The sequence below is a fragment of the Arcobacter acticola genome (genome assembly GCF_013177675.1).
GTDB lineage: Bacteria > Campylobacterota > Campylobacteria > Campylobacterales > Arcobacteraceae > Aliarcobacter > Aliarcobacter acticola.
The window spans coordinates 2,579,582-2,605,893 of sequence record NZ_CP042652.1; the positions used below are offsets into that span (position 1 = coordinate 2,579,582).

20 protein-coding genes, 2 tRNA genes and 2 rRNA genes are annotated in these 26,312 nt (G+C 30.7%); 13 read left to right on the plus strand and 11 right to left on the minus strand.

Features of this window, described 5'->3' with window-relative positions:
* Positions 1 to 26: 26 nt before the first annotated feature.
* From AACT_RS13170 to AACT_RS13200, 7 genes are all read right to left on the minus strand, one after another.
* Positions 27 to 2,981 (minus strand): 23S ribosomal RNA (locus AACT_RS13170).
* Positions 2,982 to 3,406: 425 nt separating this feature from the next.
* A tRNA-Ala gene (locus AACT_RS13175) sits at positions 3,407 to 3,482 on the minus strand.
* Positions 3,483 to 3,577: 95 nt separating this feature from the next.
* Positions 3,578 to 3,654: transfer RNA gene (locus AACT_RS13180), tRNA-Ile, on the minus strand.
* A 104-nt stretch (positions 3,655 to 3,758) separates the two neighbouring features.
* Positions 3,759 to 5,275: ribosomal RNA gene (locus tag AACT_RS13185) — 16S ribosomal RNA — on the minus strand.
* The 16S and 23S rRNA genes sit together here with 2 tRNA genes alongside, the layout of an rRNA operon.
* A 472-nt stretch (positions 5,276 to 5,747) precedes the next feature.
* Positions 5,748 to 6,377 carry a type II secretion system protein gene (locus AACT_RS13190; protein ID WP_172127615.1) on the minus strand — a complete coding sequence of 210 codons (630 nt, stop codon included), beginning with the start codon at positions 6,375 to 6,377 and terminating at the stop codon, positions 5,748 to 5,750.
* A complete protein-coding gene (locus tag AACT_RS13195) occupies positions 6,374 to 7,579 on the minus strand; it encodes a glycosyltransferase family 39 protein (RefSeq protein WP_172127617.1) in 1,206 nt (401 codons plus the stop codon). The genes AACT_RS13190 and AACT_RS13195 overlap by 4 nt, the downstream gene beginning before the upstream one ends.
* A 1-nt stretch (position 7,580) precedes the next feature.
* The gene (locus AACT_RS13200; RefSeq protein WP_172127619.1) at positions 7,581 to 8,150 is read right to left on the minus strand and encodes an anthranilate synthase component II; all 570 of its coding nucleotides are present in this window, start codon (positions 8,148 to 8,150) and stop codon (positions 7,581 to 7,583) included.
* 174 nt (positions 8,151 to 8,324) lie between these two features.
* On the opposite strand from AACT_RS13200, the gene AACT_RS13205 reads away from it, so the two are divergent.
* The 6 genes from AACT_RS13205 (at position 8,325) to AACT_RS13230 (ending at position 15,287) form a co-directional block, all read left to right on the plus strand.
* Entirely contained in the window at positions 8,325 to 9,332 is a 1,008-nt protein-coding gene (locus AACT_RS13205; protein ID WP_172127621.1) for a Fe(3+) ABC transporter substrate-binding protein, read from the plus strand.
* Complete coding sequence (locus AACT_RS13210; protein WP_172127623.1) at positions 9,323 to 10,891, plus strand: ABC transporter permease; 1,569 nt, start codon at positions 9,323 to 9,325, stop codon at positions 10,889 to 10,891. Before AACT_RS13205 ends, AACT_RS13210 begins: the two co-directional genes overlap by 10 nt.
* Positions 10,888 to 11,820 carry an ABC transporter ATP-binding protein gene (locus tag AACT_RS13215; protein ID WP_172127625.1) on the plus strand — a complete coding sequence of 311 codons (933 nt, stop codon included), beginning with the start codon at positions 10,888 to 10,890 and terminating at the stop codon, positions 11,818 to 11,820. Before AACT_RS13210 ends, AACT_RS13215 begins: the two co-directional genes overlap by 4 nt.
* A gap of 28 nt (positions 11,821 to 11,848) precedes the next feature.
* A complete protein-coding gene (locus AACT_RS13220) occupies positions 11,849 to 12,784 on the plus strand; it encodes an ABC transporter substrate-binding protein (protein WP_228720494.1) in 936 nt (311 codons plus the stop codon).
* Positions 12,785 to 12,975: 191 nt separating this feature from the next.
* Positions 12,976 to 14,004, plus strand: coding sequence for a transporter substrate-binding domain-containing diguanylate cyclase (locus tag AACT_RS13225; RefSeq protein ID WP_172127629.1), 1,029 nt, complete (start codon positions 12,976 to 12,978; stop codon positions 14,002 to 14,004).
* A 107-nt stretch (positions 14,005 to 14,111) separates the two neighbouring features.
* Complete coding sequence (locus AACT_RS13230) at positions 14,112 to 15,287, plus strand: transposase (RefSeq protein ID WP_172127631.1); 1,176 nt, start codon at positions 14,112 to 14,114, stop codon at positions 15,285 to 15,287.
* A 389-nt stretch (positions 15,288 to 15,676) separates the two neighbouring features.
* On the opposite strand, the gene AACT_RS13235 is transcribed toward AACT_RS13230, so the two are convergent.
* Entirely contained in the window at positions 15,677 to 15,841 is a 165-nt protein-coding gene (locus tag AACT_RS13235) for a hypothetical protein (RefSeq protein WP_172127633.1), read from the minus strand.
* Complete coding sequence (locus AACT_RS13240) at positions 15,838 to 15,990, minus strand: hypothetical protein (protein ID WP_172127635.1); 153 nt, start codon at positions 15,988 to 15,990, stop codon at positions 15,838 to 15,840. The genes AACT_RS13235 and AACT_RS13240 overlap by 4 nt, the downstream gene beginning before the upstream one ends.
* Before the next feature lie 213 nt (positions 15,991 to 16,203).
* On the opposite strand from AACT_RS13240, the gene AACT_RS13245 reads away from it, so the two are divergent.
* A complete protein-coding gene (locus tag AACT_RS13245) occupies positions 16,204 to 17,235 on the plus strand; it encodes an IS5 family transposase (RefSeq protein ID WP_172125441.1) in 1,032 nt (343 codons plus the stop codon).
* A gap of 148 nt (positions 17,236 to 17,383) precedes the next feature.
* Here AACT_RS13245 and AACT_RS13250 read toward each other — a convergent pair whose 3' ends face one another.
* Both AACT_RS13250 and AACT_RS13255 read right to left on the minus strand, forming a co-directional pair.
* Positions 17,384 to 18,730, minus strand: a complete 1,347-nt coding sequence (locus AACT_RS13250) for an IS1634 family transposase (protein ID WP_172127637.1) — start codon at positions 18,728 to 18,730, stop codon at positions 17,384 to 17,386.
* Between the two features lie 191 nt (positions 18,731 to 18,921).
* Positions 18,922 to 20,508, minus strand: a complete 1,587-nt coding sequence (locus AACT_RS13255) for a nitrite/sulfite reductase (protein ID WP_172127639.1) — start codon at positions 20,506 to 20,508, stop codon at positions 18,922 to 18,924.
* A 410-nt stretch (positions 20,509 to 20,918) separates the two neighbouring features.
* Here AACT_RS13255 and AACT_RS13260 point away from each other — a divergent pair, with 410 nt between their 5' ends.
* From AACT_RS13260 to AACT_RS13285, 6 genes are read left to right on the plus strand one after another with little or no spacing between them, the layout of a single operon-like run.
* Positions 20,919 to 22,007: a peptidase M42 gene (locus AACT_RS13260; protein WP_172127641.1), complete on the plus strand. Its 1,089-nt coding sequence runs from the start codon at positions 20,919 to 20,921 to the stop codon at positions 22,005 to 22,007.
* 42 nt (positions 22,008 to 22,049) lie between these two features.
* On the plus strand, positions 22,050 to 22,283 hold the full coding sequence (locus AACT_RS13265) for a hypothetical protein (RefSeq protein ID WP_172127643.1): 234 nt from the start codon (positions 22,050 to 22,052) through the stop codon (positions 22,281 to 22,283).
* Positions 22,267 to 22,671 carry an ester cyclase gene (locus tag AACT_RS13270; protein WP_172127645.1) on the plus strand — a complete coding sequence of 135 codons (405 nt, stop codon included), beginning with the start codon at positions 22,267 to 22,269 and terminating at the stop codon, positions 22,669 to 22,671. Before AACT_RS13265 ends, AACT_RS13270 begins: the two co-directional genes overlap by 17 nt.
* Before the next feature lie 24 nt (positions 22,672 to 22,695).
* Positions 22,696 to 23,406 (plus strand): 2OG-Fe(II) oxygenase, encoded by a 711-nt coding sequence (locus AACT_RS13275; protein ID WP_172127647.1) that lies wholly within the window; start codon positions 22,696 to 22,698, stop codon positions 23,404 to 23,406.
* A gap of 54 nt (positions 23,407 to 23,460) precedes the next feature.
* On the plus strand, positions 23,461 to 24,195 hold the full coding sequence (locus tag AACT_RS13280) for a phytanoyl-CoA dioxygenase family protein (protein WP_172127649.1): 735 nt from the start codon (positions 23,461 to 23,463) through the stop codon (positions 24,193 to 24,195).
* A complete protein-coding gene (locus AACT_RS13285; RefSeq protein WP_172127651.1) occupies positions 24,188 to 26,299 on the plus strand; it encodes a helix-hairpin-helix domain-containing protein in 2,112 nt (703 codons plus the stop codon). The genes AACT_RS13280 and AACT_RS13285 overlap by 8 nt, the downstream gene beginning before the upstream one ends.
* Positions 26,300 to 26,312: the final 13 nt, after the last annotated feature.

Consider the following 26,312-nt stretch of genomic DNA (forward strand, 5'->3'; position numbering starts at 1 on the left):
TTAATAAGATAGTAAACCAAAGAATATAAAATAAGCCAAACGTTCTATTAGTACTAGTCAGCTAAACGTCTTACAACGCTTACACATCTAGCCTATCAACCAGTTAGTCTTACTGGGAACTTCAGGGAAAGTTAATCTTAGAGTTGGCTTCGAGCTTAGATGCTTTCAGCTCTTATCACATCCGTACGTAGCTACCCAACGATGCTCTTGGCAGAACAATTGGTACACCAGTGGTACGTTCATCCCGGTCCTCTCGTACTAGGGACAAATCTCTTCAACTTTCCTACGCCCACGGAAGATAGGGACCGAACTGTCTCACGACGTTCTGAACCCAGCTCGCGTACCGCTTTAAATGGCGAACAGCCATACCCTTGGGACCTACTTCAGCCCCAGGATGCGATGAGCCGACATCGAGGTGCCAAACCTCCCCGTCGATGTGAGCTCTTGGGGGAGATCAGCCTGTTATCCCCGGCGTACCTTTTATCCTTTGAGCGATGGCCCTTCCACACAGAACCACCGGATCACTATGACCGACTTTCGTCTCTGTTCGACTTGTATGTCTCACAGTCAAGCTAGTTTATGCCATTATACTCAACTGGCGATTTCCATCCGCCATGAACTAACCTTTGTAAGCCTCCGTTACTTTTTAGGAGGCGACCGCCCCAGTCAAACTACCCACCAGACATTGTCCTGAACGAGGTTGACTCGTCGCAGTTAGTAACTCAAATATTCAAGGGTGGTATCTCAAGGATGGCTCCATATGTACTTGCGTCCATATATCATAGCCTCCCACCTATCCTGCACATGAATATCCAAGCTACAGTGTCAAGCTGTAGTAAAGGTGCACGGGGTCTTTCCGTCTTTCCGCGGGTAGGAGGAATTTTCACCTCCACTACAATTTCACTGGATCCCTGGTTGAGACAGCTCCCATCTCGTTACGCCATTCATGCAGGTCGGTATTTAACCGACAAGGAATTTCGCTACCTTAGGACCGTTATAGTTACGGCCGCCGTTTACTCGGGCTTCAATCAAATGCTTCGCTTGCGCTGATATCATCAGTTAACCTTCGAGCACCGGGCAGGCGTCACACCTTATACATCCACTTACGTGTTAGCAAAGTGCTGTGTTTTTGGTAAACAGTCGGGAGGGACTCTTTGTTGCAACCTCTCTAGCTTTTGGAAGCAAGTTCCTATACCAAAGTAGGCACACCTTATACCGAAGATACGGTGCTAGTTTGCAGAGTTCCTTAACCAGGGTTCTTCCACGCGCCTTAGAATACTCATCCCACCCACCTGTGTCGGTTTACGGTACGGGCAACATACAATATACTTAGTGGCTTTTCTTGGCACGACAGTATCATCGATTCTCCATCTCCTCCGAAGAGTGTCAAGAGCCTGTAAGATCTCGGCCTAACGTTACCCGGATTTGCCTAAGTAACAGCCTACGTCCTTCGACCCACTATTCCATCAGTGAGCTCGACTAACTCTATGCGTCCCCACATCGCGCTTGTATGTTGGTATTGAAATATTAATCAATTTGCCATCGTCTACCCCTTTCGGACTCGACTTAGGACCCGACTAACCCTACGATGACGAGCATCGCGTAGGAAACCTTGGGTTTTCGGCGTTGAGGATTCTCACCTCAATTATCGCTACTCATGCCTGCATGCTCACTTCTATCCGCTCCAACGCTCCTTACCGGTACATCTTCAACGCTGAATAGAACGCTCTCCTACCACTCGAATAAATTCGAATCTAAAGCTTCGGTGCACATCTTAGCCCCGTTATATTTTCCGCGCAGAATCACTAGACCAGTGAGCTGTTACGCTTTCTTTAAAGGATGGCTGCTTCTAAGCCAACCTCCTGGTTGTCACAGTAACTCCACATCGTTTTCCACTTAGATGTGACTTTGGGACCTTAGCTGTTAGTCTGGGTTGTTCCCCTCTCGACGATGGATTTTATCACCCACCGCCTGACTCCTGTGATTCCACATATAGTATTCATAGTTTGATAGGGTTTGGTACCGCGGTAAGCAGCCCTAGCCCATTCAGTGCTCTACCCCTATATGCTACAACACAAGGCTATACCTAAATATATTTCGGAGAGAACCAGCTATCACGAAGTTTGATTGGCCTTTCACCCCTATCCACAAGTCATCCCAAGACTTTTCAACGCCTGCGGGTTCGGTCCTCCACTGGCTCTTACACCAGCTTCAACCTGCTCATGGATAGATCACTTCGTTTCGGGTCTGCAGCATCTGACTAAGGGAACCCATTAAGAACATAAAGTTCTTAATGGGGACCCTATTTCGCCCTATTAAGACTCGCTTTCGCTACGGCTTCGTACTTGACTTAACCTTGCCAGACACCACAACTCGCAGGCTCATTATGCAAAAGGCAGTCCATCACCCTGATAAATCATAGGGCTCTGAATGATTGTAAGCTAATGGTTTCAGGTTCTATTTCACTCTCCTCGCTGGAGTACTTTTCACCTTTCCCTCACGGTACTTGTTCACTATCGATTTGTAAGTAGTATTTAGGATTGGAGGGTGGTCCCCCCAGTTTCAGTCAAAATATCACGTGTTCCGACCTACTCAGGATACCATTAGAGCTATTGAAAATTTAAATTACAGGAGTTTCACCTTCTATGCTACACTTTTCCAAGTATTTCATCTATCTTCTTTAGTCTCATATCATGGTCCTACAACCCCCAATGCAAGCATTGGGTTTGTCCTAATCCGCGTTCGCTCGCCGCTACTGACGGAATCTCGTTTGATTTCTCTTCCTCTGGCTACTGAGATGTTTCACTTCACCAGGTTAGCTCCCCGCAGGGTAATATAATTCTCATTATACTGGGTTGCCCCATTCGGAAATCCTCGGATCAAAGCTCTTTGGCAGCTCCCCGGGGCTTATCGCAGCCTAATACGTCCTTCATCGCCTCTTACAATCTAGGCATCCACCATTAGCCCTTAATAGCTTATTAATAAACAGAATTAAATTCTGTCGCATTTTTGATAATTATTCTTTGGCTACTATCTTATTAAACATATTTAAATTAATGAATCTAATCATCAACTCTTACATCTTAATAAAATTAGTTGTGTTCTATCTATTTCAAATTATCTTAAAAAAACAAGTTTTTTCAAGGTAACAATTTTTAGATAATTAAATTTTTGTTTTTAAATTATGTTCTTTCGAACGTAAATTAAACGAAAAAATTAAAGACTTTAACATTATATTTTTAAATATCATTTTAGATTTCTCTAAAAGTTTTGATTCGAAAATCAAATATAAATTCAAACTAATTTGAACTTATATTTAATTTTACTCTCAAGCTAAATTATTATAACTGAACTTTAAATTCTATCTTCTGAGCACTGAACTCTGATTACTGAACTCTAAAATAGGTGGTGGAGAATAGCGGGATCGAACCGCTGACCTCCTGCGTGCAAAGCAGGCGCTCTCCCAGCTGAGCTAATTCCCCTGGGACTAATAATTTTGAATTCTAAATTCTGAATTTTGAATTAAAAAAATTAATTCAACATTTAAAATTTAACATTCAACATTATAAGATTATCATGGTGGGCCTACCAGGACTTGAACCTGGGACCTCACGATTATCAGTCGAGCGCTCTAGCCAGCTGAGCTATAGGCCCCTACTACCTATTTAAATAATCTTTATAAACCGAATATATAAAATCTTTGCCATTTTCTTTATTTGATATTTGAAATCAGAAACGAATCTGATCTCTTATCTCTGAAAGGAGGTGATCCAACCGCAGGTTCTCCTACGGTTACCTTGTTACGACTTCACCCCAGTCGCTGAATCCACTGTGGAAGGTAGCTATTTTAGCATCCCCGCTTCGAATGAGTTCAACTCCCATGGTGTGACGGGCGGTGAGTACAAGACCCGGGAACGTATTCACCGTAGCATAGCTGATCTACGATTACTAGCGATTCCAACTTCATGTAGTCGAGTTGCAGACTACAATCCGAACTGGGAGATATTTTTGAGATTTGCTCCACGTCACCGTATTGCTGCTCTTTGTATACCCCATTGTAGCACGTGTGTAGCCCTGGACGTAAGGGCCATGATGACTTGACGTCATCCTCACCTTCCTCCTACTTGCGTAGGCAGTCTCATTAGAGTTCTCAGCCGAACTGTTAGCAACTAATGACGAGGGTTGCGCTCGTTGCGGGACTTAACCCAACATCTCACGACACGAGCTGACGACAGCCGTGCAGCACCTGTATATAAGTTTCTGCAAGCAGACACCAATCTATCTCTAGAAAGTTCTTACTATGTCAAGTCCAGGTAAGGTTCTTCGTGTATCGTCGAATTAAACCACATGCTCCACCGCTTGTGCGGGTCCCCGTCTATTCCTTTGAGTTTTAATCTTGCGACCGTACTCCCCAGGCGGTACACTTAATGTGTTAACTGCATTACTGCAAGGTCGAGCCTCACAACAACTAGTGTACATCGTTTAGGGCGTGGACTACCAGGGTATCTAATCCTGTTTGCTCCCCACGCTTTCGCGTCTCAGCGTCAATAATGTTCCAGTAGATCGCCTTCGCAATCGGTATTCCTTCTGATCTCTACGGATTTTACCCCTACACCAGAAATTCCATCTACCTCTCCCATATTCTAGATAAGCAGTTTCAAAAGCAGTTCAATAGTTGAGCTATTGGATTTCACTTCTGACTTACCTATCCGCCTACACGCTCTTTACGCCCAGTGATTCCGAGTAACGCTTGCACCCTCCGTATTACCGCGGCTGCTGGCACGGAGTTAGCCGGTGCTTATTCATATGGTACCGTCATTATCTTCCTATATAAAAGGAGTTTACGCACCGAAATGTGTCATCCTCCACGCGGCGTTGCTGCATCAGACTTTCGTCCATTGTGCAATATTCCCCACTGCTGCCTCCCGTAGGAGTCTGGACCGTGTCTCAGTTCCAGTGTGACTGATCATCCTCTCAAACCAGTTAAGCGTCATTGTCTTGGTGAGCCATTACCTCACCAACTAACTGATACTGTACAGGCCGATCCCAAAGCTATAAATATTTCCCTTGCTGACTTTTGTCATAAAGGCATATAGAGTCTTAGCAGACGTTTCCATCTGTTATCCTCTTCTTTGGGGCACGTTACCTATATATTACTCACCCGTGCGCCACTTAGCTGACAATTATAGCAAGCTATAATCCGTTCTCGTTCGACTTGCATGTGTTAAGCACGCCGCCAGCGTTCACTCTGAGCCAGGATCAAACTCTCCATAAATTGAAGTTTTTGAACTTGACTTCTTCTGTATTATTTTACTAATTACAAAATTATCACTCATAAGTTAATAGACAAGTTTAATATGTTTTACCATACTTTTCTTGTTTTATATATTTAACATTATTCTTATTTTTAATCTGAATAAATTGACAGATTTAAACAACAAGAATTACATATTCGGTTTACAAAGATTACTTTATAAACGTTATAATTTATTTTAAAGATCATCCACATTCAAACTATCTCGTTACCATCACACTTTCGTTTGATGCGTTCCAGTCAAATTGGACGGGAATTATAATAGATTCCTCTGGGTTTGTCAATAGATTTTTGTACAAATTTTACAATTTCTTCATTTTTTTACTATTTTATTCTTTTTTACTTTATTTTTATTGGGTCTTGGGGAGAATTGTTTGTTTTTTTCTTATTTTTTTGTTACTTTTCTATACTAACTAATCTTTTTTAATCTCGTTTACTCTACTTTTTCTTGTTTTGAATATCCTGTGAATGGATATATTGTGATTTCTTTTGTATCTTTATTCTTTGAAATGAATTTTATTGTACATGGTTCAGTAATTTCATATTCTTCACTTTCATTATCAAAGGCTGATAATTTTGAATATATTTTTCCATCACTTCCAAAAGAGAGTTGACCTAGGGTTGTTGTATCATTACAAGAAATATTTACATCTTCTATATCATATTGTTTAGTTAGTAGAACATATTTACTATTTTCATCATTTTCATTGCAAGTGTTAAAACTATATATGTTTTTATTGCTTAATGGATCTTTTAAACTATCTTCAGCACTTGGATGTCCTGATTTATTTCTATCTGTATATATTGTGTAATAAATACCACCTACACTTTTTCTACAATTGAAGAATTTTATTGTCCATCTTTGTTTATGCCATAAAGGATCACTTAAATCATATTTATCATCTATTAATGCTTTATATCTTAGATGTGTAATATATAATGATATTCTATTTGTCAGTTCATCAAGATTATTGATTTTTGTTTTGGGAAGAAAGGCTGTATATAAGAATCCAAGTAAAGTGATTACTAAAATGATTTCTAATACAGAAAATGATTTTTTCATTTTTCTATTTTTTTCACATATACATCAAGAAGTTCTTTATTGTAGTATCTAATTACAATTCTTTCATCATAGTTATAATATGAACGAGTTGATAAGAAATATTTCTCACCTTCTACTATATTATAAAACTTCAATCTTAGTTGTAATTCTTTATCTATACATGTGACTTCATTTATATTTCTTTTTTTTAGTTCATCTGCTAATTCTTTTGCAAAATGATATTGATACACGAAATGTTTTGTTGGATTTCCTAAAACTAAATATAAAGGTTTATTAATAAAAGTTAGAAATACATTTATCACAAGCATAGATACTATCAAGACTGCTATTATATTATGAGTTTGTCTAAACTCTTTTAATCTAACTCTATATGAATGAAAAAATGTTTTTAACATAAAAGGTAGAGATATCACAACATAAGGACCAAAGTCTTCTATAAATACTCTTTGTCTAAAAGAAAATACTATTGACAAAACCATGGCAGTCATAGAAATATACCAAGTTATTGTTCTTTCATCTTTTATTCCAGCTCTGTATAATGAGTAAATAAAGTATATAAATAACAAAGGGGAAAAAACCGTCGCATAAATTGCAAAGGTATCAACTAAAAATCCTCTTGGTTTTCCATCTGTTGAAAATCCATATATATACATTGATAAAATAAAAAATATCATTGAAAAATACATTAACTTTTTATCTTGATTTTTAAAAGAATAAAAGAATAATGCTAGATATAAAATGGCAAATGAATTATCTACAAATAAAAAGAAAACTAACAATAAATAAGAATGCTTAGCGTTCTTTTGATACATATACAAATATAGAAGTGTGAAGAAGATTACCATTATTGCGCTATTAACAAGTAATGAAGCACTTATAACTCCAGGAAGAATCATAAATATGCAAATTGCAATAAACCTATCTTTTTCATATCTAAAATAGTTTTCTGTTAATTTGTACATCAATAATACGCTTGAGGCATAAAATACTATAAAGGGCAATCTTAAGGCAATATCATTTTGTCCAAAAATTGATATAGATAGTTTTGATATTATAGATAAAACTGAGTTATTAACAAATACATTTAATGCTTCTTTATAGGAAATACTAAGTGAATTGTCTGCTTTGAATAATAAAATTACTACTATTGTTAATAAAGATATATAAAAATAGTAGTTAAATTTATTATTTGTAGTAGTCATTTTATAATTTTAAGAAGTTATCTAGTATTTTAAATCCATGTTCACTCATTATTGATTCAGGGTGAAACTGAACTCCATAGATTTGTTTATCTTTGATTTCTAAAGACATAATTTCATTGTCATCATCACTATATGATGTAACTATAATATCTTCAGGAAGATTTTCTTTTTCAACTATTAATGAATGATATCTAGTTTGTGTAAACTCTTTTGGTAAGCCTTCAAAAATTTTTGTATCTTTTACAACTTTTATTAAAGAAGTTTTCCCATGCATCATATTTTTAGCACGCACTACATTACCTCCAAAAACTTGTCCAATAGCTTGATGTCCTAAGCATATACCAAAAATTGGTTTTTTACCTGCAAAATATTTTATAACATCTAAACATACGCCTGCATCATCTGGAGTTGCTGGGCCTGGAGAAATTATAATTTTTTGCGGATTTAAAGATTCTATTTCTTTTAGTGTTAATTCATCATTTCTAATTATTTTTAAATCAGCTCCTAATTCCAAACAATATTGAACTATATTGTAAGTAAATGAGTCGTAATTATCAATCATTAATATCATATATATTATTCCCTCTTTTTTTCTTGTGCCATTATAACAATAATAAAATTTGTTTATGTTAAAAATAATTCTTTTCTTTTATGATAATCATTCTTAGTATTAAGATTATTTAAAGAATAAAAGATGTATCATCTCAATATCAATTATTAAGGTAATTAAAAAAAAGGAAAATACATGATAAAAAAATTAGCTATAAGTGCTATAGTATTAGCAAGTTCATTCTTAACAGCATCTGAGGTTAATGTTTACTCTCATAGACATTATGATTCAGATAAAATATTATTCAAAAAATTTGAAGAAACAACGGGAATAAAAGTAAATATTGTAACTGCAAAAGCAGAAGAGCTTGTATCAAAATTAGCAATTGAAGGTGAAAATACTCCAGCGGATGTTTTAATTACTGCTGATATTGGAAATTTACATGAAGCAAAAAGTAGAAATTTATTACAAACTATTGATTCAAATACTTTAAATACAAATATACCAGCTCATTTAAGGGATGCAAATAAAGAATGGTTTGCACTTACAAAAAGAGCAAGAATTTTTGTATATAATCCTGAAAAAATAAATGAAGCTGATTTAAGTGATTATTTAAGTTTAACTAACCCTAAATTAAAAGATAAAATTATCACAAGATCTTCAACAAATGCTTATAATAAAGCTTTATTAGCTTCTATTATTGCAAATCATGGAGAAGCAAAAGCTTTAGAATTTACAAAAGGTTTAGTGGCAAATTTTGCTAGAGATCCAAAAGGTAGTGATAGAGATCAAATCAGAGCAGTAGCTGCAGGTGATGGTGATTTAGCTATTGTTAATACTTATTATTTAGGTGTTATGTTAAATGGAGAAGATAAAAAAGACATTGAGATTGCAAAAAGTGTGAAAATCTTTTTCCCTGCACAAGAAACAACTGGAACTCATATGAATATTTCAGGTGCAGGTGTTACTAAATTTGCTAAAAATAAAGAAAATGCGGTTAAACTTATTGAATTTTTAAGTTCTTCTGAGGCACAATCAACATTTGCAGAAGGAAATCATGAATATCCTGTAAATCCAAATGTAAAACCATCTGCAACTGTTGCATCATGGGGAACATTTAAAGAAGATACAATTGATTTAACAAAAATTGGTGAAAATACAAAAAAAGCAGTTGATATTGCAACACAAGGAAATTGGAAATAAACAGATTAAAATATTACTTAGCCCCTCTTGCGGGCTTAAGTATCTCATTACCAATACTATCATTAATAATCTACTTCTTATTTGAAGGAAGTTTTGATTTCAACTTTTTAAAAAGTAGTGTTTTACTTGAATACACAAATAATACTGCTTTATTAGTTTTTGGAACTTTTGCTTTGGTAATTGTATTAGGAACTATAACTTCATATTTAAGTGCTAGATTTGAATACTTTGGTCATAAGTTTTTTGCAGTAACATTTGTTTTACCCCTTGCATTTCCAGCTTATATTTTAGGTTATACATATGTGGGGTTTTTTGAATATAGAGGAATCTTGTCAGATATAGTATCAGATGCTAGTGTTCGTCTTGATATTTTAAATATGTATGGTGCAATTTTTATATTTGCCATTGCAATGTTCCCTTATGTTTATATTCTTGCACGTGTCTCTTTTGCTTCTATTTCTTCAACTGTCTGTGAGTTGGTATCTTTACAACAAATAAGTCCTATAAAAGCATTTTTCAAAGTATATTTACCCCTTTCATATCCTGCAATTTTTGCAGGAAGTATTTTAGCTGTTATGGAAACACTTAGTGATTATGGTACTGTTTTATATTTTGGTATAGAAACTTTTAGTGTAGGAATATTTAAAAGTTGGTTTGGATATGGAGATTTAGCACAAGCTATAAATGTTGCTATAGTTTTACTTATATTCGTATTTGGTATTTTATGGACTGAATCATTAATTAGAAAAAAATATAGATTTGCAAGTGCTACCCATAGTGCAAAAAGAGCTTCAAAAATAAAGCTTAGTGGTAAATATAATTTTATAGCATTTTTAATATCATTTGTTATTTCAACTATTACTTTATTTATTCCTATTGTTGTTTTAATTTATTGGTTTATTTTAGATATAAATACTTTAGATTTCGAAGCTTTTTCATACCTTTACAATACTCTTAGTTTAAATATCATCTCATCAAGTATTATCATTTTACTTTCATTTCTTGTAATTTATATGTTGAGATTTTATCCATCTAAACTAGGAAGTTTTACCCATAAACTTTCAATGCTAGGATATTCAATTCCTGGAGCAGTTGTTGGGGTTGGATTATTGATATTAGGTAGCTTTATTGATAAAAGTCTAGGCTTTATAGTTTTTAGTGGAACTTTTTTTATGGTAGTTTTTGCATATACAACCAGATATTTTGCTTCAAGTATTGGCTCTATTGAAAATGGATTTTCTAAAATCGACTCAAGCATTGATGATGCTAGCAAAATATTTGGTAAAAGTGAAATAAAAAATATTATAGAAGTATATTTTCCACTAATGAGGCCATATATGATAAGTGGATTTTTGATACTTTATATAGATATTGCAAAAGAATTACCAGCAACTTTAATATTAAGACCTTTTAATTTTGATACTTTAGCTATTAGAATATATGAACTTGCAAGTAATGAGATGCTTTATAAAGTTGGATTTCCATCGCTTATACTTGTATTTACAACAGCAATTGCTGTAATGTTATTAAACTCAGGATTTGGGAAAAGAAAAAAATGAATCAAATTGTACAAATAAGAAATCTGCAGAAAGTTTTTCCAAAAGGGAATATTTGTATTGCAGAAAATATAAGTTTAGACATAAAAGAAGGTGAGATTTTTACTATTCTTGGAAAAAGTGGAAGTGGTAAAACTACATTTCTTCGAATGATTGCAGGACTTGAAAGCCCTGATGATGGAGAAATCTCAATAGATAATAATATTGTTTTTTCTAAAAATAAAAATCTTGAACCAAAAAATAGAAAAGTTGCAGTAGTTTTTCAAAATTATGCCCTACTTCCTCATTTAAGTATTGCTTCAAATATCACATTTGGAAGTGATGCTTCAAAACAAGATTTAGAAGATATTTTAGAAAAAACAAAATTAAAAGGCCAAGAGAATAAACTTCCCCATGAATTAAGTGGAGGACAACAACAAAGAGTAGCCCTTGCTCGTGCTTTAATAAATAAACCAAAAATTCTTCTTTTGGATGAGCCATTAAGTAATATTGATACAGAATTAAGAGCTCATTTAAGAGCAGAATTAAAAGAGATGATAAAAGCTTTTGGAATAACAGCCCTATTTATAACACATGATAAAGAAGATGCTTTTTATTTATCTGATAGAATTGCAATAATGGCAGGTGGAAATATTTTACAAGTTGGAACTGCAAAAGATATTTATCACCATCCAAATGATTTATATTGTGCAAATTTTTTAGGAAAAATGACTCAATTATCTTCAAATACTTATATAAGACCTGAGCATATTGAAATATCAAATGATGGTATTCTTGAAGGAATAATTAAAGATATCATCTTTTATGGAAGTTTTTATGAAGTAATAATTTTATCTAAAAATAAAGAACTACTTATTCATAGTTTTGATGATAAATTAGAAATTGGACAAGAAATAAAATATATTTTTAATGGGGAAATTTTAGAATTTTAGTTTAAACAAAAACATTGTAAAATATTGTATGTTTATAAAAAAATTATTACTTATATTTCTATTGCTAATAGTATCACTAAATGCCTCTGAAAAAGAAAAAGTCACTCTCTACTTAGATTGGTTAAACCAATTCCAATTTGCTGGATATTATATGGCAAAGGAGAAGGGCTATTATGATGAATTAGGAGTCGAATTAGAAATAATAGAGTATTCTAATAATCATAATATTACAAGTAAAGTAATAGAAAAAAGTTCAATATACGGTATTGGTAAATCTTCTTTAATTGTTGATAGATTTGAGGGTAAAGATATAGTCTTATTATCAAGTTTCTTTCAAAATTCTCCATTAGTTTTAATTAGTCTTGAAAAATCAAATATTAAAAGTCCTAAAAATTTAGTTGATAAAAAAATAATGATAACAAAAGATGCGAGAGATGCACTTGCTATAAAAGCTATGATTGTATCTCAAGGTATTAAGATGGATAAATTAAATATACAAAATCATTCTTTTGATATCAATGACTTAATAAATGGCAAAACTGATGTGATGGCCTGTTATTTATCAAATGAACCACTTATACTGAAAGAAAAAAAGATTAAATATACTATTTTAAATCCTTATGATTATGGTTTTGATTTTTATGAGGGTATTCTTTTTACTTCACAAAAAGAACTTAAAGAAAATCCTAATCGTGTTAAGAATTTCAATCAAGCATCAATAAAAGGTTGGGAATATGCCTTTAACAATATAGAAGAAACCGCAAAGATAATACATGAAAAATATAACACACAAAATAAAAGTTTAAAAGCATTAATTTACGAAGGTACTGTTTTAAAAGAACTTTCAAAAATTAATGAAAATTTATTAGGTGACATTAATTATCAAACAATAGAAGAAATAAAAAAATTTTATACTCTTTTAGGCTTAAACACCAAATTTATTCATTTGAAACACAAAATATAATTTTTAATAAAAATGATATTTTAATTAATGAGGAAGAAAAAAAATATTTAGAAGATAATTCATTTGCTCTTTTAGTTCAAAATAATAAAATACCTTTCTCTTTTAAAACAACAGAGCAATTAATAGGAGCAGAATTAGATTTTTGGAATTTAATATCTAAAAAACTGTCTAAGTCATTCAATATAGAAGAGATGATTAAAAGTGAATTTATAAATATTTTTTCTGATTCAATAAAGGGAAAATTTATTTATAGTTTTGAAGAGAATGATTCAAATAAATATGTCTATAGTGACCCTATAACTAAAATTCCTATTTCAGTTGCCACAAAAAATTATGTAAATTATATCAATGATTTAGGAACATTAAATAATATTAAAATTGGTATTCTTAAAGATTTGAAAATAACTCAAGTATTGAAAAATGATTATCCAAATATAGAATTTGAAGAGATAGATACATTAAGTAATGGTATAAATAAGCTAAACAATAATGAAATATTTGGATTAATTGATAACTTTTATTCCTTGTCTCATAATATAAATAAAATTAAATCAAACGAATTAAAAATAAATAATTCTTTAAAATATGAAATAGCCATGAGATTAGAAATAAAAAAGGAAAATGAAGAATTTGTTAAAATAATAAATAAGATACTTACTACTTTAACACAAAAAGAGAAAAATGATATTTTTAATAACTATCAATTAATTTCATATCAAGAAGATTTTGATTTTTTATATGTAATTAAATTCATTATTCCTTTAATTATACTTTCAGCAATTCTTCTGATTTTTAACTATCGCTTAAAAAATGAAGTAAAAATGAGAAAAAAAACAGAAATAGAACTATCTAAATTTGCAAATAAGGATAGTCTTACAAATATTTATAATAGAAGAAAGATTGAAGAATTATGTGAAAATGAATTAAAAAGAAGTGAAAGATATAACAATGCTCTTTCATTGATTTTCTTCGATCTAAATGATTTTAAATTGATAAATGATTTGTTAGGTCATCACAAGGGAGATGATGTTTTAATCAAAATTGCAGATGTTGTGTCAAATAATATACGTTCAACTGATTATTTTGGTAGATGGGGTGGTGATGAGTTTTTAATAGTTTTACCACATACAGATATATTGCAAACAGAAAAAATAATTAAAGTTTTAGAAAAGAAAATAAATGAGATAAATTTTAATTTAAGAGCCACTTGCAGATTATAAAAAACAACCCGTAATTTAAGCTGATTTAAATTTTAAAAAGTTGAATTGAACTTCAGATAAGTTATAATTTTTTACTACAAAAATTTAACAGAAGAGCGATTCAACTTATGGAAACTATTTTACCAAAAATATCTTCAAGTCTATCTAAAATATGGACTAAGGTTTTAAATCTTGAAAACTCACTTTTTCCTGCTTTAAAAGAGGAACTTAGATTAGATGAGTTATCAAATAAAGAGCAAAAACTTATCAAGATATTAGATTTTGCACAAATTGAGAAAAATATTACAGTAGTATCTCTCACAAATACTCCAAAGGATAGGGAAGAGATTGCGAGAGCTTTTATAGCAAAAAGTGTTTATAATCTCCAAACAACACGAGACCTTATAGATAGACTTCATATTGACAGAACGCTACGAGTATTGTGTGGATGGAGATATACAAATGATATTCCAAGTGAATCGAAATTTAGTAGAGTATTCAAAGAATTAAGTGATTTAAATATAGCTCAGAAGACTCATGAACAGTTTGTCAAAGAGTATCTAAGTCAAAAGACATTTTTTTATAATGCAACAGATGCCACAAAAATACCACTCAGAGAAAAAGCTGTAAAAAAAGAGAAAGTAAAAAAGGTCAAGAGAAAAGCTGGTCGTCCTAAAAAAGGCGAAGCAAGAGAAGCAATAAAACCAAAGATATTAGAACAACAAAAAGAAATGCAAACAGTAGAAGAGATGCTATGTTTAGTCTCTACAGAGTGCGGAGTTGGTATAAAACAAAATTCCAAAGGCAATAAAGAAGTATGGATAGGCGGTAAACTGCATATTAGTGCAGTAGATGGAGATATACCAATAATAGCATTTTATTCAGGTGCTAATGTACATGACTCATCAGTATCACTCCCTTTGATACAAGAAACAAGCAAAAGAGTGAACTATCTTTATGACTTACAAGATGCAGGATATGATGCAGATATTATTAGAGAGTTTTCAACTGCATTAGGACATCGTCCAATCATAGACATCAATCCTAAAAACTCGAAAGAACTCAAAGTAAAAATAGAAGTTCAAAAAGATGAACAAAAGAAGTTTGAAATGTTAAGCCTTGTTCAAAGTTCTGATACACATCACTATAACCAAAGAAGTATGGTTGAGCGAGTAAATAAATACCTCAAAGAAGATTTCGGGTGTAATACAATTTACTATCAAGGAGCTACAAAAGTAGCTTCCGTCCTAGCATTTGGAATACTTTCAGTTTGTATTCATCAGAGTTTGAAACTGGTGACATGACTTTTTAGCTAAACACACTAAAATTAGCTCACTTTTACAACGCGACCATCAAGCACGCACCCAATAAAAGCTTTTAACTAAAATTGACCCATAAAGCAGTAAAATGATTAAAAGTTAAAAAGATCTGGTTGAGAAGTTCGGTAGTCTTATAAATTCACTAGTTTATGATGGTTGAATTTGCAAGTGGCTCTTAAAAGAAAAATTACCAGTTTCTTGCAGCTTTGGTTTGTGTCAATATGAGAAAAGTGATACATTAGATAGCTTGTTAAAAAAAGCAGATTTATCAATGTACACTATTAAAAATAAATATAAAAAAACAAAAAGTATAATAGCATAAAACTACATTCTCTTAAAATATAAGCTACTTTAAGAGAATATTAGTGATTATATTATTCTGAATCTTCAACTGCACTATCAGAGTGTAAAACAGCTAAATAATCTTTAAATCTTAGCTGCCCTAAATTATCAACTTTGTAATCATTTATTAATTGACCAACATAAGATACAAGAGCTGTTGCTGGAACTTTAACTCCAATTTTTCCTGACTTCATCATTCGAGGCACCCAATATGAATATCAATAATATTTTGAATTTTTAGTTGTATTTCATTAAGTTGCAACACTTCAAATTTTTTCTTATGTGTAAGTGGGTTTATATATTCTAATCCATAGATTGTTTTTATCTCTTCGAGGGCTATTTGCACTGACAAATTCTTATCATGAAGTTTAATAATTCTTTCAAGTTCTTTATAAAGGGCACCTCTAAAAATTAGTCAATATTCATAAAAATTGAAAATATTCATAAAATCACTGATGATGTATACTTTGCAATAAAGCGACAAAACCCTTTATGTAAGGCTTTTTGTAGGACTTTTTAGCTAAAATATCTATATAAATATAGGTACAAAGGTTAAAAAATGGCAGGACTATTTGACTACGAATTTCAATTGGAAAAAATCAATAAACATCAACCACCGCTACAAAAACTAAACAAGATTATTGATTGGGAGATGTTTAGAGAAACAATTGAATCAGCTTTAGAAAAAGAGGATAGAAAGTCAAATGCAGGAAGAAAGCCATACGATAAATTGCTAATGTTTAAAATTTTAATACTTCAACGATATTATAATCTTTCAGATGAACAAACAGAATTTCAGATCAAAGATAGATTATCATTTTTAGATTTTTTAGGATTGCAAATCGGTGATGATGTACCAGATGAAAAGACTATATGGTTGTTTAAAGAGCAACTAAAAGAGAAAGGTTTATCCAAAAAATTATTTGAACTATTTACCTCTAAACTTATCTCAAATGGAATAGTTGCCAAAGAGGGGACAATCGTTGATGCTTCATTTGTAAATGTACCCAAACAAAGAAATACAAGAGATGAAAATAAACAAATCAAAGAGGATAAAATGCCACAAAGCTTTGAAGACAATCCAAATAAAAAAGCTCAAAAAGATTGTGATGCAAGATGGACAACAAAAGGAGGTCAAAGAGAATATGGATATAAAGATCATGTAGCCTCAGATCAGAAAACTAAAATTATCACTAAATATGAAGTGACGCCAGCTTCAACCCATGATTCACAAGTGGTTAAAGATTTGATAGATGGAGATGATAATACCCTCTATGCTGATAGTGCTTATAAATCTGAAGAGACTGAGCAATATCTCGAAAGTAAAAATGTGAAATCAAAAGTTATCAAAAGAGCCTACAGAAACAAACCCTTAACCAATGCCCAGCATAAAGAAAATTATAAACACTCTAAAACAAGAGTAAGAGTTGAACATATATTTGGAACACTTACAACTCAAATGCATAATGCACTTAATCTTCTCTCAATTGGAATAGATAGGATAAAGTCCACAATAGGACTTACGAACCTTACCTACAACTTAGTCAGATACGAACAGATGGTTAGATTACAAAAGGTAAAATTGATATGAAAAGAGTTGGGAAATGGATGAAATATCCAAAATATTAGGGTGATTTCCACAAAATTCTTAGTAAAGTTCAGTTAGAATTGGGCTGAGATTTTTTAAAAATCAAAAAAAGTAAAAGTTGGGAGCTTTAAAAGGTATTTTTAGAGGTTCCCTAAACTGTATATGCAATAAATGATATTGAGATATGAGCTTCTATTCTATGTCTTAGATAATGATGAATTGGTCTTATTTTTAAATCTGTTTTAGAAATTCTAAAGGCTCTTTCTATATGCCACAGATTTGAGTAGTTTTCAATCACTTCAGATGGACTGAGTGTTGTATTTGTGATATAACCTTTAAGACCATCCCAAAGTGCATCTTCATTAAATTTATCATAATCAATTACTACTTCAATTTCATTTTTAAGATGTAAATATTTATTATATCCTCTACTATTGATTTGATCTTTTGTAAGTCTTCCTGATTTGATTTTCTTTTCTAATCTTTTTAAACCTTTTTCTCTATTATATTTATCTTTTTTTGCTCTTTTATCTGTATATGACAACACAAGTGTATCATCACCTTTTGCAACGGTTGCAATAGCATTATTTACATCAAGATTTAAAGATAATATTTTACTTTTTGTAATATGATTTTCATTTTTGATTCTTGCACCTAAGATATATTTATAGTTATGAGTTTTTAGTTGTTCTATATTATTTTTAGATAACAATCCTGAATCAGCTATTACAATTGGTTTTTCTAAATTAAATTTCTTTTCAAACTTTTGAAGTATTGGTATAAAAGTATTTCCTTCATAGCTATTCCCCTCATAAATATCATAGCCTATTGGATAACCTTTTTCTCCCACTAAAAGTCCAAGCATTATTTGTGGAGATTGAAATTTACCATCTTTACTAAATCCAATTCTTCTTAAATCATCCTCATCTTCACTCTCAAAGTAAAGTGTTGTAACATCATAAAATAAAACAGTAATTTCACCTAATATTTTTTTTGTATGTTCAAAGGCTACTTGTTCAATCTCCTCTTTATATACAACATTAAACTTATCCATAAAGCGATATATCTTCATAATATCAATATCTATATTTCTATATCGTTTAAGATACTCAATAACTTTTAATTTACTTCCTGGATTAATAAGTCTTGTTACAACTAAATGTTTTAAAAGTTCATCATCAATAATTTTACTAAATCCAATATAATCAAACAATCTTGCGATAATAAGTTCTGGGCCAATACAAACAATACTATTTGTTGATAGATTTTTTACAAAGGTATCTATTATATTTTCACTATTATCATTTGGAAATAAATTTAATATAGGTTGTTTGGTGAGTTGTGGAATAAGTTTTAATCCCTCTTCATATAAAAGTTCTATTTCTATTTCATCTTTAGATGAACCAATAGTTTGCACTACTTTATTATTTCTTCCAATTTTTTCTATTATTTGAACACTTATACTACCACTTGCATTTCTTTTTTTACGAATAAACATACAATATTATATCGTGGGTCACCCAACTTAAAAATTAAAATACCTTAACCATGGGGTTTATTAGATATTGTTTTATGCTCTTTTTCAAAAGTGATGAAGTCAGGATAAATATAAAAAAACAAAAAGTATAATAGCATAAAACTACATTCTCTTAAAATATAAGCTACTTTAAGAGAATATTAGTGATTATATTATTCTGAATCTTCAACTGCACTATCAGAGTGTAAAACAGCTAAATAATCTTTAAATCTTAGCTGCCCTAAATTATCAACTTTGTAATCATTTATTAATTGACCAACATAAGATACAAGAGCTGTTGCTGGAACTTTAACTCCAATTTTTCTTGAAATTCTACTTCCTTTTTCACCTTCTAGGTTTCCACCTAATAAAACTTCATAACCTTCAACTCTTTGTCCATCATGTCTAATCATTCCACCAACAAATCCAATATCTGAAATTTGTGGTTGAGAACAACCATTTCCACATCCTGAAATTGAAATAGTTACATCTTCTGTGAACTCAGGAAATTTTTCTTCAAGTTCAACTAATACTTTTTTAGCAAACTCTTTAGTTTCTGTAATACCAAATTTACAAAACTCTTTTCCTGTACATGATTGTAATCTTGCTCTAAATGGAGTTGGCTTATATGGATATCCAAGTGCTGCAATTTCGTTTGCTAAATCTTGAACTACCTCATCTTTTACACCATATACAATAAAGTTTTGAGTAGCAGTTAATGATAAACCAGCAGCATTATATTTTTTACAAATATCATACATAGCTTGGAAATCCTCACCTGCAACTCTTCCTGAGTTTGTAGCAAATCCAACGTAAGACTCACCTTTTTGTTGAGCTTTGTTGATTCCAAAGTGGTTTCTATTTTCAAATGATTCTATTTTTGGCTCTATTAAACCTTCTTCTAAAGAATAACCAATAACTTTTTCAATTTCAGCTACAAATTTTTCAATTCCCCAGTCATTTAATAAGTGTCTTACTCTTGCTTTGTTTCTATTTTCTCTATTTCCATTATCTCTAAAGATTTCAGCACAAGCAACTGCTACATCTTGAACTTGTTCAGGTTTTACATATCTGTTTGCTCTTGTTGCTATTTGTTTTGATTTTGATAAACCTCCACCAATAGTTAAGTCAAACAGTACTTCACCTTTTTCATTTTTAAATCCAGTAAATGCAACATCTTGAATTTCATGTGCTGCACAGTGGCATTTACATCCTGAGATTCCAATTTTATATTTTCTTGGAAAATTACAAAATCTATCTTCATTTACATCAAAATAAGTATCTACTTGTTTTACTAGTTTTGCTGCATCATAAAACTCACCCTCATCTATTCCACTTACAGGACAAGTCATAATAGGTCTTGGTCCATCACCTGATGCCATTCTTGAAGTTAATCCAACAGATTTTAATAAATCTAAAATAGCTGGCATATCTTTTATTTGAATAAAATGAAATTGAACATTTTGTCTTGTTGTAAAATCTACTAGTCCTTGAGCATACTCTTGACCTATTTTAGCCATCACTGCTAATTGTTCTAAATTCATTTTAGTATCAACTAATTTGATTCTTTTCATGAAGTATTTTTTATCTTCTGTTCCATCACTATTAATATGTGGATACATTCCATACCATTTTAATAAACCAATGTACTCATCTTTTAATGGAATTCCATCTATTGCTTCTTTATAAACATCATCAATAACTCTTAAAGGATTTCTAGAAGCTTTTAATTGCTCCAAAGGTGATAACTCATTTGCCATAATTTTCTCCTATTGTTTAAAGATAAAATAATATCTTTTTATTCACTAATTTTCAAAATTATATCCTATTTTCATAAAAAATAGATTAAATTAATCTTGATTAAAATACTATACTATATAGAGATAATATTTTATGCTGCTATTTATAAAATTTTTATAATGAAAATATCAATAATCATATATAAAAGCTAGATAAATTAGGCTTTTGTGTTTTCTTTCTAAGTTTATTTTACATATAACAAATATCCATTTTATGGTACTTTTAAACATCATAAATTAATTTAAGATTTTTTTCAGAATATTTCTTTTTTTTATGGTTTATAATTACAATATAGAATAAGAAATAAATCTACAAGGTTTTATTTATCTTCTTATAGTCTTATTCTATTCTAAATTTTCAGGAGAATAAATTGGGTGCTTCATCTACAAATGAGCCAAAAAATTTTATTCCATTTCTTGACTTATTAAAACAACTAATAAGGGTTCCTTCTGTAACTGGAGCTGAACACTCTTTTTTATTATATTTAAAAAGAGAATTAGAAGAAATTGGTATAAAAACACAATACTATGATGGTCTATTAGTTGCACAGGGTAAAAATCCTACTAAAGGAATGCTAAGTGCGCATATTGACAGACATGGAGTAATTTGTACAGGGCCAAATGAGTTTCAATTTGCAGCTTTCCTTGCTAAAAATCGATCTGACTTAAGAGGGAATTCCCTATCTGAACAAACATATCAATTAATTGCTAAAAGATATATAAATCAACAAGTTCAAGCTTATGAACCTTGGAGTGGGAGTTATTTAGGAATTGGACAAATTTCTGATGTATATATGAACGAAGATGTTAATAACTTATTTTTTAAGATTGATGGATTATCTCATTTACAACCAGGAACACCAATTGCCTTTAGTGATAAACTAAAAAGATCTGATGATTTATTATCAGCACAACTTGATAATGTTATTAGTGCTGCTATTATAATCTATTTATACCAAAATGGATTTCAAGGAACAGCGTTTTTTACAGCACAAGAAGAAGCTGGAAAATCTTGGAGATATGTTTATGAATGGTTTAGAAAAAACAATGTAACTACAAATGAATTGTTAGTTCTAGATACTAGTCCCTATGACACAAGACTTGAAGCAGATGTTCAACAAGTAGTTCTAAGAAATAGAGATGCAAATGCTAGATTTAAATCTCCTATTTTAAAACAACTAAAAAACTTTTGTCATAAAAATAAAATTGATTTTTCTTGTAAAGATACATTTATTCAAGAGAAAAATAAGATTAGAAAAGAAAAAGGTTTGCCTTTACTGACTCTTGGTAGTACAGAACTTGGAAGAATTGTAATGGAATCAAAGGGCTCTATTCAAGGAGCAACATTACAAATACCAACAACAGGTTATCACACAGTTGAAGAAACAGCTTCTATTAAGTCTGTTAAGGCAATTTTACTTATATTAAGCAGTATCTATATAGATACTAAAAAAGCTTAATAAGAAAATTTTAAATATATTAATTTAGAGGAATTGAGAGTTATGAATTTAGCTATTATTTATGAATTAAGAGCAAATGATGTAAGCGAAGAGCATATTGATTTAATCATGAGTAGAGTAAAGAACCGATTTACAGAAGAAAATATTGATAAAGAACTTGTAAAATTAGGTTATTCTAAAATATTTACGGTAGACTACGACGAATTTGACAACTATGATTTTGATGATGATTATGGTAGTCACGGCCACAAGGGAAATAATGAAGAAATTGACTAATAAAGAATTAGTAAAACTGTATTACCACGAATTATGGAATAAACAAAATAAAGATTATATTGATATTTTATTTGATGACAATATCACATTTCATGGTTCATTGGACATATCAGTTGTTGGAAAAGAAAAATTCAAAGAGTATATGGATACTATCTTAACTGGTATTCCAAATCTTTTCCATAGTATTATTATGATGGTAAGTGAAGATGATACAATTGCTGTTAAAGCATTGTACAATGGACGACATACTGGTAAATTATTTAATTATGAAGCAAGTAACAATAAAATTGTTTATAATGGAGCATCTTTCTTTAAATTTAGAGATGGGAAAATTGTAGATATTTGGGTTCTTGGTGATTTAAATAATCTTAATAAACAACTTTCATAAACACTCGTTTATGAAAGGCATTTTATGACACAAATAAGCAATCATGTATATTGCGCTGATTTTTTAACCTCATTTGATATTAAAACAAAACTTTTACCTAATCCTTATTATGATTATCCATTTTTAATAATAGAAAACTTTCTTAGTATTAATGAATGTAATGAAATAAATAAAAAAGTAAAAGAAGATGATGATTTTCAAAAAGCACAAATAAAAACTTTGGATTCAGTACTTCTTAGTGAAACTAATGAAGAAATCAGAAAAACAAATATTTATTCACTTGATGAAAAATATTTAGAACTCTATACAAATAGATTTTTTCTACATCAAGCGCAAATTGAAGACTATTTTAAAATTGCACTTACAACTTCTACTTCTGTTCAAGTATTAGAGTATTTGAAAAATAGCTTTTACTCTATGCACAGTGATGATTCAAGTATGTTATATAAAGATGATGAATTAGTTGGTTTTATACCCGTTGCAAAACAAAGAAAGATCTCAACAGTACTTTTTACAACATCAAATGATGAAAATACAAGTGACAATACTTTTATTGGTGGAGAGTTATTATTTAACTTTCTTTACGATGTTAATGGAAACGAAATAAAAATAAAACCAAAAGCTGGAAGCATGCTAGTGTTTTTAAGTAATCCCTATTTTACCCATGAAGTTTTAAAAGTAATAGAAGGAAGAAGAATCACTTTAGTTCAATGGCATAATGCTATTATCAATTAAAAAACAGCTTTTTTTACTATAATAACAAAAATAATCAATACCATAAGAGATATAATGACACTAGATGAAAATCAACTAAAAGAATTCCATGAAAATGGATTTCTTCTTCTTAAGAATTTTGCCGATTCAAAACTTTGTGATGAAATTCTAGAAAAAGCAAAAGTACATTTGAAAAATAAGATTGCTCCAATTGAGAGTGAACAAGAATATATGCAAAAAGATGCAGATGAAATCACAGTGCGAAGGCTAAGACAAGTTTATGATAGAGAAGAAGTATTTAAAAAATGGATGACAAATGATAAAATCAGACCTATTTTAATACAACTTTTAAATGATACTCCTGTATTAACACTTGCTCATCATAACTCAATTATGACAAAACTACCCCATGACAGTACAAGAACATTTTGGCATCAAGATAGACGTTATTGGAATTTTGAAAATGATAATCTAGTTTCTGTATGGTTAGCTTTAGGAGATGAGTATTTAGATAATGGATTACTTGAATTTATTCCAGCTTCTCATAAAATGAATTTTTCAAAAGATAGATTTGATTCTGAGTCAAATTTTTTAGATGAAAATAGTGAAAATATAGAACTAATACATCAAAGAACTTCTAATAACTTGCAAAAAGGTGATGTTGTATTTTTTCATTGTAAAACACTTCATCATGCAAGTAAAAACCACTCTGATAAAGCAAAAATATCTTTTGTATATACAGTTCGAGCAAAATCAAATAATCCTATTAAAGGAACAAGAAGTGATTTTAAAGAGGTGATTCTTGACTAATAATCTAATCACTCTTTTAATAGAAAAAACAAACTTCTCAAAAGTTACTGTTGAAAATATTTTAAAACTTTTAGATGAGGGTTGCACTATTCCATTTATTGCTAGATATAGAAAAGATTTAACTTCAAATGCTACAGATGAACAACTTCGTGATTTTGAAGATATTTATAACTACTCTTTAAAACTACTAGGAAGAAAAGAAGAGATTCTTTCTATTTTAAAAGAGAGAAATTTTTTAGATGATAAAATACAAAATCATATAAATACTGCAACAACTTTGCAAATGCTTGAAGATATATATGCACCTTTTAAAGATAAAAAATCATCAAGAACATCAACTGCAATTGAAAATGGTTTAGAGCCACTTGCAAATATAATTCAATCAATGAAATATTCACTTGAAGAAGTAAATAAAAAAGCAAAGCAGTTTTTAGGCAAAGAAGTAGTAAATATAGAAGATGCAATCTCAGGAGCTAGTGATATTATTGCTCAAAGATATGCAGATGATTTTAGAACAAAAGAAGTGATTAGAAATATTGTTTTAAACTATGGAATACTTGAGACTAAAAGAACAAAGACATTTGATGAAAATGGAGTTTATGTAAGTGTTGCAAATGTTAGTGAAAAAGTAAAATATATAAAATCACATAGATTTCTAGCAATTTCAAGAGCTGTAAATGAAAAAGAATTAACAGTAAAAATCGAAGTTGATGAAAACTATATTTTAGAAAATATAAAAAAATATAAAATCCCATCAAGTGCCGAAAGCTCAAAAGAGTTAGTTTTTCAAGCCTATAAAGATGGATTAAAAAGACTATTACTTCCAAGTTTAAAAAGAGAAGCATTAAGTGAACTAAAAGAAAAAGCATCAAGTGATGCAATAATACTTTTTGGAAAAAATCTAAAAGAACTACTACTAACACCACCACTTGTAAATCAAGTGATTTTAGGAATGGATCCAGGATATGTGAGTGGATGCAAGTTAGCAGTTATAGATATAAATGGTGATTATCTAGCATCAAATGTAATTTATCCCACAAAACCAAGAGAAGATTTTACAAGCTCTTCTAAAATAGTATTAGAGCTTATTAAAAAATATAAAATAAACTCAATAGCAATAGGAAATGGAACAGCCTCACAAGAAACAGCAGCTTTTGTAGCAAAATTAATAGAAGAAAATAAATTAGATGTAAAATTTGCTATTGTAAGTGAAATAGGAGCAAGTGTTTATTCAGCTTCAAAAATAGCAATACAAGAATATCCAAACCTAGATGTAACAATAAGAGGAGCTATCTCAATAGCTCAAAGACTTAGAGATCCAATGGCTGCTTTAGTAAAAATTGATCCAAAATCACTAGGAATTGGTCAATATCAACATGATGTAAACCAAAAAGAGTTAAACACAAAACTTGAAAATGTAACAGTTGATTTAGTAAATAAAGTAGGAGTTGATATAAACTCAGCTTCATATAAACTACTCTCTTTTATTTCAGGTATTAGTGAAACTATGTCAAAAAATATCATTGCACATAAAAATAAAATCAAAAAATTCACTTCAAAAAAAGAATTACTTGAGGTAAAAGGAATAGGTGAAAAAGCATACGAACAAGCCGTAGGATTTTTAAGAATCAAAGATGGTAAAAGTATTTTAGATAATACAGCAATTCACCCACAAAATTATGATGTCGTAAAAAACTTACAAAAGAATTACAAAATAGAAGAGATAAAAGATAATCAAATTGAGCAAATATCAAAAGAACTAAACTGCCCTCCACTACTTTTAAAAGATATTATAAGTGAACTTTTAAAACCAGGTTACGATGTAAGAAGTGAATTTGACACAATAGAGTTTTCAAAAGATATAAAAACAATAGAAGACCTAAAAGAAGGATTCATAATAAGTGGAGTTGTAAGAAATATCACAGACTTCGGAGCTTTTGTAGATATTGGCCTGAAAAATGATGGACTTATACATATTTCACAAATAAGCGAAAAAAGAATCTCCCATCCTATGGATGTACTAAGTATAAATCAACAGTTGAAAAATATCAAGGTTATTAGTATTGATTTAGAGAAACAGAGGGTTGGGTTGAGTTTGAGATAGGTTGTTTTGATAA